This is a genomic window from Acinetobacter sp. ANC_7654, assembly GCF_056779855.1.
Window position 1 is genome coordinate 1 of sequence record NZ_JBWYIR010000005.1, and the last position, 12,255, is coordinate 12,255.

The 12,255-nt window shown below is 37.6% G+C and carries 13 protein-coding genes; 3 read left to right on the plus strand and 10 right to left on the minus strand.

Annotation, left to right across the window (positions count from 1 at the left end):
* A partial coding sequence (locus AC1M86_RS07020; RefSeq protein WP_481607616.1) for an acetyl-CoA C-acyltransferase occupies positions 1-713 on the plus strand: 713 nt, incomplete at its 5' end.
* A 48-nt stretch (positions 714-761) separates the two neighbouring features.
* Entirely contained in the window at positions 762-1,541 is a 780-nt protein-coding gene (gene pcaD / locus AC1M86_RS07025; RefSeq protein WP_481607617.1) for a 3-oxoadipate enol-lactonase, read from the plus strand.
* A gap of 417 nt (positions 1,542-1,958) precedes the next feature.
* Here the strand turns inward: pcaD and AC1M86_RS07030 are convergent, their stop codons facing one another.
* The 7 genes from AC1M86_RS07030 to AC1M86_RS07060 form a co-directional block, all read right to left on the minus strand.
* A complete protein-coding gene (locus tag AC1M86_RS07030) occupies positions 1,959-2,066 on the minus strand; it encodes a DUF2474 family protein (protein ID WP_155757002.1) in 108 nt (35 codons plus the stop codon).
* An 11-nt stretch (positions 2,067-2,077) separates the two neighbouring features.
* Positions 2,078-3,082, minus strand: a complete 1,005-nt coding sequence (gene cydB, locus AC1M86_RS07035) for a cytochrome d ubiquinol oxidase subunit II (RefSeq protein ID WP_481607618.1) — start codon at positions 3,080-3,082, stop codon at positions 2,078-2,080.
* A complete protein-coding gene (locus tag AC1M86_RS07040; protein WP_481607619.1) occupies positions 3,079-4,524 on the minus strand; it encodes a cytochrome ubiquinol oxidase subunit I in 1,446 nt (481 codons plus the stop codon). The genes cydB and AC1M86_RS07040 overlap by 4 nt, the downstream gene beginning before the upstream one ends.
* A gap of 236 nt (positions 4,525-4,760) precedes the next feature.
* Positions 4,761-5,174 carry a DUF2946 domain-containing protein gene (locus tag AC1M86_RS07045; protein ID WP_481596672.1) on the minus strand — a complete coding sequence of 138 codons (414 nt, stop codon included), beginning with the start codon at positions 5,172-5,174 and terminating at the stop codon, positions 4,761-4,763.
* A gap of 191 nt (positions 5,175-5,365) precedes the next feature.
* Positions 5,366-6,253: an MBL fold metallo-hydrolase gene (locus AC1M86_RS07050; protein ID WP_481607692.1), complete on the minus strand. Its 888-nt coding sequence runs from the start codon at positions 6,251-6,253 to the stop codon at positions 5,366-5,368.
* Positions 6,254-6,267: 14 nt separating this feature from the next.
* Positions 6,268-6,684 carry a DUF6691 family protein gene (locus tag AC1M86_RS07055; RefSeq protein ID WP_481596673.1) on the minus strand — a complete coding sequence of 139 codons (417 nt, stop codon included), beginning with the start codon at positions 6,682-6,684 and terminating at the stop codon, positions 6,268-6,270.
* Positions 6,685-7,101, minus strand: a complete 417-nt coding sequence (locus AC1M86_RS07060) for a YeeE/YedE family protein (protein WP_092768851.1) — start codon at positions 7,099-7,101, stop codon at positions 6,685-6,687.
* Positions 7,102-7,203: 102 nt separating this feature from the next.
* On the opposite strand from AC1M86_RS07060, the gene AC1M86_RS07065 reads away from it, so the two are divergent.
* Positions 7,204-7,521: an ArsR/SmtB family transcription factor gene (locus AC1M86_RS07065; protein WP_092768848.1), complete on the plus strand. Its 318-nt coding sequence runs from the start codon at positions 7,204-7,206 to the stop codon at positions 7,519-7,521.
* Positions 7,522-7,638: 117 nt separating this feature from the next.
* Here AC1M86_RS07065 and dsbG read toward each other — a convergent pair whose 3' ends face one another.
* From dsbG to dsbD, 3 genes are read right to left on the minus strand one after another with little or no spacing between them, the layout of a single operon-like run.
* Positions 7,639-8,370 (minus strand): thiol:disulfide interchange protein DsbG, encoded by a 732-nt coding sequence (gene dsbG, locus AC1M86_RS07070; RefSeq protein ID WP_481596680.1) that lies wholly within the window; start codon positions 8,368-8,370, stop codon positions 7,639-7,641.
* 20 nt (positions 8,371-8,390) lie between these two features.
* Positions 8,391-9,236, minus strand: coding sequence for a prolipoprotein diacylglyceryl transferase family protein (locus AC1M86_RS07075; RefSeq protein ID WP_481607620.1), 846 nt, complete (start codon positions 9,234-9,236; stop codon positions 8,391-8,393).
* Positions 9,236-11,197 (minus strand): protein-disulfide reductase DsbD, encoded by a 1,962-nt coding sequence (gene dsbD / locus AC1M86_RS07080; RefSeq protein WP_481607621.1) that lies wholly within the window; start codon positions 11,195-11,197, stop codon positions 9,236-9,238. The genes AC1M86_RS07075 and dsbD overlap by 1 nt, the downstream gene beginning before the upstream one ends.
* Between the last annotated feature and the right edge of the window lie 1,058 nt (positions 11,198-12,255).

Sequence of the window (12,255 nt, forward strand, 5' to 3'; positions counted from 1 at the left end):
CGCAAACGGCTGAAAACGTGGCTGAACAGTTCAATATTAGCCGTGCTGATCAAGACCAATTTGCTTTAACCAGCCAACAACGTACGGCTGCTGCACAAGCACGCGGTTTCTTTGATCAAGAAATCGTGCCTGTGACTATTCCACAGCGTAAAGGTGATGCGGTTGTGGTGGCAAAAGATGAACATCCTCGTGCAACCACCCTCGAGGCCTTAACCAAGTTAAAACCTGTTGTAAAAGCAGACGGTACAGTAACCGCAGGTAATGCATCAGGGATTAACGATGGTGCTGCTGCGATTCTGATTGCGTCTGATGCAGCTGTAGAAAAATATGGTTTAAAGCCTCGTGCCAAAGTGATTGGTGCAACCACCGTTGGGGTTGAACCTCGCATTATGGGCTTTGGTCCTGCACCTGCGATTAAAAAGTTACTGGCTCAAACAGGTTTAACACTAGAGCAAATGGATGTGATTGAGGTGAACGAAGCGTTTGCAGCACAAGCATTGGCATGTACACGTGACCTAGGTTTAGCCGACGATGATGCGCGTGTAAACCCAAATGGTGGTGCAATTGCACTGGGTCATCCATTGGGTGCATCAGGTGCGCGTTTGGTGACGACTGCACTGAATCAACTAGAAGCAACTGGTGGCAAATATGCATTGTGCTCTATGTGTATTGGTGTGGGTCAAGGCATCGCTTTAATTATTGAACGTGTTTAACTATTAAAAACCCCCTCCCTTTTCTCAAGGGAGGTCGGGAGGGATTCTATGCCTACTTTTTCTTCAAATGATGCGCAAATCAATTATCAAACTTTTGGTGATTCAAGCAAGCCTGCTCTTGTTTTTTCTAACTCTTTAGGGACAAATTTCAGCATGTGGCAATCACAAATTGAGTTTTTTAAAGCTTCTCATTATGTGATTTGTTATGACACACGTGGTCATGGTGCATCGGACGCGCCTCAGGGTCCATATACCATTGATCAACTTGGTCAAGATGTGGTGAATTTACTCGACCATTTAAATGTTGAAAAAGCTGCATTCTGTGGTATTTCGATGGGTGGTTTGACAGGCCAATGGTTAGCGATCAATCATCCTCAACGCTTTAGTCATGTGATTGTGTGTAATACCGCCGCTAAAATTGGCAATGAAAATGCTTGGAATGATCGTGCCGTACTGGTTCGTGAACAAGGTTTAGCACCGATTGCATCAACGGCTGCAGGTCGTTGGTTTACAGATCCCTTTATCCAAAGCAACCCAGCAGTGATTGAAAAACTTTCAAACGACTTAGGAGCTGGCAGCCCTGAAGGTTATGCAAGCTGCTGTGAAGCTTTGGCTAAGGCGGATGTGCGTGAACAACTCAAACAGATTTCGATTCCTGTATTGATTATTGCGGGTCAACAAGATCCTGTGACCACTGTGGCAGATGGTCAGTTTATGCAAGCCACGATTGCGGGTAGTCAACTTGTTGAGATTAATGCTTCGCACATTTCGAATGTTGAACAACCACAGGCGTTTAACCAGGCTGTGGCTGAATTTATTCAGGCATAAGTTCAGAACAACTTAAACCTGAACTCAGCAAACATCACTTGTCACGGGTGACTCATCTTGACGCTTTGCCAGATTGCTCCACCAGTCTGGCTTTTTTTTCACAGTAATTAGACCATGAACAACGACAATTAAATATCAGTCTCGTGATTCCTTAAAACGGCGATAGTTATGTCATAAGTGATTGAAACGATGTCACTTATCATTCTCAAAGATTCAGATGATTCTTCTAATTTTATCTTAAATCAATTGTTTAAGTAAATTTTTAAAGCGTTGGTTTAGAAGCTAAAATCCGCTTAATTGTGCCTATATCATAGTTTCTATTACCCAATTATGATCAACAACGATTAGTCGTTAGTATTTAAATTAAAAACCCATCACCTAGATGATGGGTTAATTGTTGATGTCTAAAGATTTAGATTAATACGCCCACTGGATGAGCAATCGAAATAGACCAGCAATCAATAATAGACTTAAAAAACCACCGAGCCATAAAACAATAAACCACCCTGCTTGATTCAGTTTCATTATCATTCTCCTCAGTGATAACCTTCGTCACCAACACGGACCTTGTCTCTAAATACCCAATAAGATAAAGCGGTATAAAACAATATAATTGGGATTAGAATGAGTGCACCAATGAGAGCAAATAATTGACTACTTTGAGGTGCAGCAGCTTGCCAAATCGTTACACTTGGCGGAATGATATTAGGCCATAAACTAATTAAGAAGCCCGTATACGCAAGAAATACCAAAGCCAATGTATAGATGAAAGGCGCAAACTCCTGACGACGTTTACAAGCTCTGAGCGCTAGGAAAGTGAAAATCAATACCAGTATTGGTACGGGACTGAAATACCACATTTGTGGCTGACTAAACCAACGCTGTGCAATATCGTCATGTACAAGGGGAGTATAAATACTGACAGCGCCAAATATTAGAAATAACGCGATCATAAGCTTAGGCATCAGACGGTACATATGATCTTGTACACGCTCATCCGTTTTAAAAATTAACCATCCGCAACCGAGTGTCGCGTATAACACAACAACGCCTAAACCTGTAAAGAGTGAAAATGGAGTGAGCCAATCTAGCCCACCACCCGTGAACACACCATTGGTCGTCTGAATTCCTTGAATATAAGCGCCTAAAATCACACCTTGTAAAAATGAAGCTAAAATTGAACCCCAAATAAATGCTTGGTCCCAAAGTGCTTTGGTCCGATTAGCCTTAAAACGAAACTCAAAAGCGACTCCACGAAATATAAGCGCGATCACCATTAAGGTGATGGGCATATATAATGCGGACAATACAGTCGAATAGACCAGTGGAAAAGCGGCAAATAAACCAGCTCCACCAAGTACCATCCAAGTCTCATTGCCATCCCATACGGGTGCTACAGTATTCATCATGACATCACGCTCTTGGCGATCTTTCACAAATGGAAATAAAATACCAATTCCCAAATCAAAACCATCAAGAACGACATAAATCAACACACCTAGTGCGATGATCATAATCCAAATCAATGATAGATCAATCATTTCAAATTCTCCTGATCATTCACCTTGTTTGATGCTTCAAGTTGTTGTTCATTATCAATGGTACTCATCGGGCGTTTAGACGCTCGGATCACTTCGCCATCTGAATGTGGTGTTGAATAAATAAATTCTGGTCCTTTCACCATCATTTTCAACATATAAAAGATACCGATACCAAATACGATACAGTACACCACAACAAAAATAATCAGCGTCAGCCCAACCTGTTCCGCAGAGACAGGAGATAACGCATCTTTCGTACGCATTACGCCATAGATAATCCAAGGTTGACGTCCCACCTCTGTGGTAAACCAGCCTGCCAATAATGCAATAAAACCTGAAGGCCCCATCCACAAAGCAAACTTGTGCAACCATTTAGACTCATAAAATTTGCCTGTCTTACGTAGCCATAGACCAAATACAGCCAGTAAGATCATGAGCATGCCCATACCCACCATGATTCGGAAACTCCAAAAAACAATGGTTGAATTAGGTCGATCCTCAGGTGCGAATTCTTTTAAGCCTTTAACCTCACCATCAAGGGTATGTGTCATGATCAGGCTACCCAGATTTGGAATACCAATCGCATATTTAGTTTCTTCAACTTCCATATCTGGAATACCAAATAGATACAACGGCATACCATGATCTTTATTGGTTTCCCAATGACCTTCGATTGCAGCTAATTTAGCAGGCTGATGTTCTAAGGTATTCAATCCATGTAAATCACCCACGAACATCTGTAGTGGAGCTAAAGCAAGGATCATCCACATTGCCATCGAGAATGACTTTTTAACTAACGCATCACGGCGTCCTTTGAGTAGATGCCATGCAGCAGTTGCGGCAACCAATAAGCCTGAAACCAAGAAAGCGGCCAGTGCCATATGCGCTAATCGATAAGGAAAGGATGGGTTAAAGACAATCGCGAACCAATCTTGAGGAACGATTATTCCATTTTCAAATGCAAAGCCTTGAGGTGTTTGCATCCAGCTATTAGATGACAGAATCCAAAACATGGATATACATGTTCCTATTGCCACCATTAAGGTTGCAAAAAAATGCGTCTTTGGCCCAACTCGCCCCCAGCCAAACAACATGATACCGAGGAAACCAGCTTCTAAGAAAAACGCACTGAGCACTTCATACGTCAGCAATGGTCCAGTGACACTACCAGCTATACGTGAAAATTCACTCCAGTTGGTTCCAAACTGATAGCTCATCACCACGCCTGAAACGACACCCATACCAAATGAAAGTGCGAATATTTTTATCCAAAATTTAAACAGATCTCGATAAACAGGATCATTCGTTTTAAGCCAACGCCATTCGAGCACAGCCAAAAAACTTGCCAATCCAATCGAAATTGCTGGAAAGATAATGTGAAATGAAACAGTGAATGCGAATTGAATACGCGCCAATTCGAGCGCTGTTAGTCCTAGATCCATGACGTCACCTTATCGTTGAGTTTTGTGGTGAATGTTGTTCTTCACTGAGTTTAAAACTACAGTTAGAATTATATTGTAGATGTCATGTATCACTCCGATAACACGCGATTTTAAATTCACTTTTTTGAGGATGAGTGAATACCGTCTGTTGGCTACAGACTGTTTAAAGATTTTTTTCATAATATTGAACTCTACATAAATTGATTAAGATCAAAATGATCCAAGGTTTAAATCAATTAGAGTCCAAAAGGTGGCGCTCGGCCTTGAGGCAGAAGATAGAGCTTCTGTAGAGAAAAATAAACGTGCCAAAAAGAATTGCGGTAGAAACTCAGCTTAACTTGTAAGCGATCAAAAATTTCTTTTACACCAAAATCAAATGGTAAGACGAGGTCTCCATAAACAGTGCAATATTGGCATTGGTGAGTAATTTGATTATGGTCGTGATGATGTTCGTGTTCACTCAAATGGTGGACGATATCGTGATAAGTCTCATGAACATGCTGATGGCGTTCTGGAGAAAGTAAATTATGCATAATAGACATACATACCGGAGCGATATGAAATTTCTCCGGTAAGATCGGCTGTAAATAAACCGCTAGTTGTAATAACACCGTTGCAAATGCAATGATGAGTCCACTAGATCTTAGCAAAATTTCCTCTCAACTCTTTTCGATAAAGAGTGTTTAGAAACATAGAAAAAATCAAGTTAATAACCGACTAGGCTGATCAACTTTCATGCTTAACTATACGCCTATTGAACTTGTTTTTAAAGCCTTTTTCAATTTTATACATAACATGTATTTATAATATTTATAAAAATTAAAGTAGCTAAATTTTATGATTAGAAAAAATTTAAAGGGATTTTCAAATAAGACACTCCATTGTGTTCAGTGGGCGGAAATTTGCCACCGTTTATATTAATTTGAATCGCTGGTAAAATGAGCTTTGGCATCCCCAATGTTGCGTCACGGCTATTGCGCATTTCCACAAAATCATTCTTTTTTGAATCAATTCGAATGTGTATATTAGATTCTTTTTGCGTTTTTATATCTGTTTGACACATATATTGATGTCGATTTTCTGGTAAATAATCGTGACATAGATATACACGCATATGATCAGGCAGTTGATAAAGATTCTGAACTGAATCAAATAATTCTGCTGCACTGCCCCGTGGAAAATCACATCGTGCTGTACCATAGTCTGGCATAAATATAGTATCACCCACGAAAACTGCATCACCTATCACATAACTAAGACAAGCAGGTGTATGACCAGGCGTTGGAATGTTGTAGGCTTCAATTTCTCCAATTTTGAAACACTCATGATCTTTAAATAAATAATCGAATGGTTGCTGTGCGTTTATTGCTTTAATATCCAATTGATAAATCGAGCCAAATGTTTCTTGTACAATTCCGATATGATGACTCATGGCAATTTTGCCACCTAGCTTTGATTTTAAATATTGCGCAGCGGTCAAATGATCAGCATGCACATGTGTTTCTAAAATCCACTCAACCTTGTAATGCTGTTCATGTATGTATTGAATAATCTGGTCAGCATGTTCCGTCGTTGTTGTCGCAGAAGCAGCATCAAAATCTAAAACACTATCGATAATGGCACAACTTAATGTCACAGGATCAGCCACGACATAACTAAATGTATTGGTATTTTGATCAAAAAAATCTTTAATTAGCGGCTTAATTTGATCTTTAGTGGCATCTTTCATCACTAGTTTCATAATTATGCTCCCATCCATTTATGGTGAATCAAAACTCCTATCAACATCGCAATCACAAAATAGAGTGATTGATAATGCCCTAAACCAATTAATGTTAATCCTGGTGCTGGACAGATGCCTGCGATGCCCCATCCTATCCCAAACAAGCTAGCACCTATGATGAGCTTGTTATCAAGCTGATTGTTCTTTGGTAAATCAATAGTCTCATTGAATAGAGTTAAAGGTTTTTCACTTCTGGTTACGATCTGAAAGGGTATGAATGCCACGACAATGGCACCCATTATGACAAATGCCAAACTTGCATCCCACTCACCGAATAAATCAAGAAAATTAAGAACTTTTTCAGGGTTCGACATTCCAGATAACATGAGCCCCACGGAAAAAAGTGAGCCAAACAAAAAAGCAAAAAGGTTTTTCATTTAGAATGCTCCTGTGACATGTCGAATTAAATAAACCGTTATAAAGCCTGTCAGCATAAAACTTAGTGTTGCCACAATAGATCTTTTGGACAATCTACTTAAACCACAAATGCCATGCCCACTTGTACAGCCAGAACCTAAACGTGTTCCAAATCCAACTAAAATACCTGCCACGATCATCATGAATGGACTTGCTTCGAGTTCAATTTCAGGCTGAACCCAAATACCATAGATAAACGGTGTGATGATGAGACCCATTAAAAACCACAATGCTGGTGTTTTGAAAACTTTATGCGGATTTAGTACTTGACCGATTAAACCACTAATCCCTGCTATTCGACCATTCACATATAAGTATCCAACCACAGATAAACCGAGTAGTGCTCCACCTAAAAAAGCAATCACAAAATCATGCATAACAATTTACTTATTTACAATATATTTTTTTATATTATATAATTTTGAAAAATAATCAAGATGCTTTAACATACGCATCCTTCTGTTTCAAAGGAACATCCAATGCCGTCTGATGTTGAATTAAATCAAATGGATTTTTCACAAGTTGATCAAGTCAGCGATCGACTTAAAGTCCTGTCGAATCCTGATCGCTTAAAGATACTTTGTATTTTAGTAGATGGTGAATTGAACGTTCAGGAAATTGAGAATCGAACTCAAATTTTTCAACCCACGCTTTCACAACAGTTAACCGTATTACGTAAAGCTGAAATGGTGGTGACTCGTCGTGAAGGTAAACAAATTTTTTATCAAGTGAGTGATCCTAAAGTCCTCACCATTATGCAAACGCTTTATCGCTTATATTGCGATCCTACTTCATAATCTTGCAATTCTTTCAGTTGTGGATATGAGACTCAAATACGATCATATTCTCCATGTAAATGACCATGTATTAAATTTTAAAGTTTTGTATTCAAGAGTACTAAAGACCAAAAAATTCTATTTTTCAAAAACTTCTTGCAAGTCTTTTGCCATTCCTTGCATAGACTTGAACTCTCCTTGTTGATTTTTCCATACCATAGCTGGCGTGGAAAAAAATCCATATTTATCCATAAGTGACTCGTTATAGTCGATTTTTTCATGTAAAGATTTTGATATATTTTGCGTAACAACTAATCGCTCTTTACCTTTCTTTTTATTGTAGTCATTAAATACTTTAGCAGGATCACTTGAGTTAAGTATGGTGGCAATCTGCCCTCGACTTTCTTCTCGAATTACACCAACTTGTATATGTCGAAGTTGAACTTTTCCCGAGTTTACCCATGGTCGTGCAGCTTCCCAAAATTGATGGCAATATGGGCAGTTAGGATCTGAAAATACATAAACAACGCGTGCTGCTGTATTTTCACCATCTTGAATCCAAGTCGACTTTTCAATGCTCTTCCATACATCATCTAATACGGCGTCTTTGACATGTGTATTTAATGCTTCAATAGAAATATTTTCACCTTGAGCATTATATAAATCACCCATAATGTAATATTTCTGATCATTAGAAATAAAAACCGTGCCTGGATGTTGGTTCATATGCCCTGCCCATCCTGTCATACCTGCTGGTGCTGGAATTTCTTTTACAAACTCAAAGCCCTCTGCTGAAATCTGCTTTTTTAAATCCGCATAACTGACGCTACTTATTAAAAATACGCTAGACAACAATATTAATTTATTTATATCTTTCATAACCTTTAGCTCTACTCAGCTGTCATTTTAATTAAATATTCTTGCATTTTTGCAGCGCTTAACTCACCCATATGTCTATCCACCAATTTACCTTTTTCATCGTAAAACAATGTAGTTGGCAAGCCAAAACTATTGCTCTGCTTGGGCATTTCCCCATTTACATCAAGTCTGACATTTTTAAAGTTGAAGCTGTGTTTTTGTAAATAGTTTTGAACCGTTGTGATATCTTCACCTTGATTGAGCATCACAAAATGAATATTGGGATGAGCCTTTTGTGCTTGAAAAAGTATTAGCATCTCTCTATGACATGGCGGGCACCAACTCGCCCACAAATTAACGACTGTAGGCTGACCCAAAAAATCTGTGAAATACCCTTCATTCTTATTTTCACTATGATCAGTTGGGAGTATCTGAAAACTTAGATCAGGATAAAAACTTTCAACCTTGTATTGAGTTTTTATCATTACGCCAATCGCTACCCAAAATAAAAACACCCCAACTAAAATGATCTTCATTTTTGTTCGTAAGCTTCGATTGAGAATGATATAGCTTAGCCCACCGAAGAATAATCCACTCCATAAGCTAAATCCTTTATCTTGGATTTTGAGTATATCTAAAGGATTTGCAATATAAGTCTCCCAATAGAACATAACAAAGATGACTCTAGCGGCAACTGCTCCAATAATGATGCTTGTCCACACTGAATCTTTACTGATTTTGACTTGGGTATCTGTCCATTTATAGTGATGACCTAAAACATTGATCAGGATACTGATGAACAGTATCCCACTGAATAGAATCAATAAAACCCATGGAAACATGAGTGATCCAAGTTGAATCCCATCAAATGAAATCATTACTGAACCATCCCGACAGATTGTTCCTGCAATCGATTTAATAACTGTGTTGCAGTAAAAGTTCCAGTCAAGCGCAGATCACGTATTTCATCATGTTGCGTATTTAAAAAAATAAATGTTGGCGGACCTAAAATTTGCCATTTTTTTAACAGTTCATCTTGGCTTGGTTCAAAATGAGTGAGATCTAATTTAATTAAAACCAACTCATTGAGTTTGGCTTGAACATCTTCACGCGGAAGTACCTCTTTTTCAATCGGTTGACATGCAACACACCAATCTGCGTAAACATCAATTACTACGGCTTTACCTTGATTTGCGTTCAAAACATTTGAAAGCTGCGCGGCAGAGTTGACTTTATGCCATGTATGTAATGTTTTGGCCTGCGTTACAAGTGAGTGCGTATACCCTTCCTGCACATAATTCACTCCTAAAAACATCATGCCAAGACTGAATAATATGATGATGCTTTTAACCACTATTTTTTCGACATAAGGTCGCATTTTCCAGAGTAAATATACAGCGAATCCAAGAAGTAAAAGACCCATCAGAATTTGATAAATACTGGTTGGAATAAGTGGCCGTGCAAAATAAATGGCCACAAGCAACATCACGAAGCCAAAACAGACCTTGAGTCGATCCATCCATACCCCAGGTTTAGGTAAAAAATGCGTCCCGAAAACTGCCGCAATAAAAAGCGGCAAACCAATCCCAATGCCCAAAACAAAAAGAAAAGTCGACCCTAATAAAGGTTGGTTCATCTGTGAGACAAATATCAATGCTCCAGCCAACGGAGCACTCATGCAGGGTCCAACTATCAGTGCAGAAATCATCCCCATGAGTCCTGCACCGATCAATGTTCCGCCTTTTTGTTTTTGTTGCCAAAGATCTAAGCGTTGTAACATTCCTTGAGGTAAAGAGATTTGAAATGCACCAAAAAGATTAAGGGCAAAAATAATAAACAGGAGACTAAAAATACTGATGAAGATCGGACTTTGAAACCAACGCTGAAAACTATAGCCCAGTTGAGAAACAACGAATCCCATTAACGCATAAACGATAGCCATCCCTGTGACAAAAATAAAAGCTATTATCACGGCACGATAACCTCTGTGATTTTGCACAAGAATGCCTGATAAAATCGGAATTAAGGGCAATGAACAAGGCAAGAATGCCAACAATATTCCAAGTCCTAAAAACACCAATAAATTAAGCCATACACTTTGTTGAGAGAGCAAATTTAAAAAAAATTGATCGTTGTTCCATACACTCGAAAAGCTGGCTGGCCTGTTCAAATTTTCTTTAGATAAATTTGCATCTAGCGTGGATTGATCCTCACTGATTAAATTATTTTCCCCAAATTCGGTTTTATCTAACTCAAGCGCAGAAGCGTTAAAATTTTTACGATCTGAGACTGTATTATTATCCTTTGAAATGAGTTGTGTTTCTGTTTTTGGTGAAGCATTTTCTTGTGCATCTCGAGTATTTACAACTCCATTAGATGCCGCTGAAATTTCTTTGAGATTTAAAACTTTCTTAGCTTGTGTAGTTTGCTGCGCTGGGAATAAACCTGTGCTGTCAGTTGTTATCGTTGTTCTTTGAATCGGATAACATAAACCACTTTCAGCACATCCTTGCCATTGAATCTTAAATTCTTGATTTGGTTTGACTGGAATATTGCTGATTACATCCTGATAATGCACTTGGGTCATACCAAAGTTTGGATCATCTTTCTCTTTTGGGCGTGGTAGAGATAACTTTACAGGACCTTGAATGTCTGAAACTTTGATTTGATCATGATAGAGATAGTAACCATCTGCGATCTTCCATTTTAGTTCAGCTTGATGATGACTGACTGATACTGCCTCAAATTGAAATGCTTGATCTGGTGGTAGAAAATCTGCAAATGCAAAATTACTCACCAAAGAACCAAGCAATAAACTACCCTTAAACCACTTATTCATATTGACTGTATCAGTTCCTGTCTAGTCGTTCAAAGTTCAAAGAATGAATTAAGAAAGCGTGATAAAACAAATGCCGCTTCAACGCCCATCGTCACTCGAGATCGCTCATACATTTGTACTCGCCCTAACATGAACTTTATATCGCAAAAAATCTCATTATTCCGTTGGAATTCTTTAAATATTTCTGTTGATCACCTTGGCACAGCGTTTGTGATTGAGACTTTACTCGAACCACCAAAGAAACCCTCATTTGATTCACCGAGTACTCAACATCAAGATTAATCATTCTTTCAAAATACGATGCGATTGAATGACGAGTACTGAAAACTCAAGTTCAGGTTAAACATCTTTGAAATTGAACGAATTGATACTTATATTGACTGAAGACAAAATAAGTTTAGATGAATTTATTTTAAAGTGTTCTGTTGCATCGATTGGCTAGGATAAGCAGCATGCGCATATTAATGAGGCTCAGACCTTATCAAAAATCAAACAGGCCTTAGAACACTGTGATCAAAAAAATTCGTGGTTATAAATCATATAATTAGTCCACCCAAATTTAATTAAAACACCCAACGATAATATGTGTGAATTAAATCACAAAATACACCAATTCAATGTAAGAAAAACTTCACAATATAAGAATTAATTTTTAATAGCCTTGAATGGAATTCCAAAATATTTCGTTATGAGTTATTTATCAATATTCAACTAAAATAGTGAGAATTTATTCTCATATTAAATTAAATTAAAAAACAGAATCACACTTAAATATTTAAAAAAACAATAATAAAACATAAATTACTGATTTATATATATTATTAATTTTAATAAATATTAATCCAACCACCAATAATATAATAAAAGTATAATAAAATACAAAATATATATAAATAAAATAATTTATCTAAATAATAAAATAACGAATTAATAAATATTAATGTGACTAAAATCTCATTATAACCACCATGATATTAATTAGTTCAAATTAATAGTTAAAATAATGTTTGTTTAATTAATCTAAATATTGAACAATAATTAAACACAAAATCTAGCTA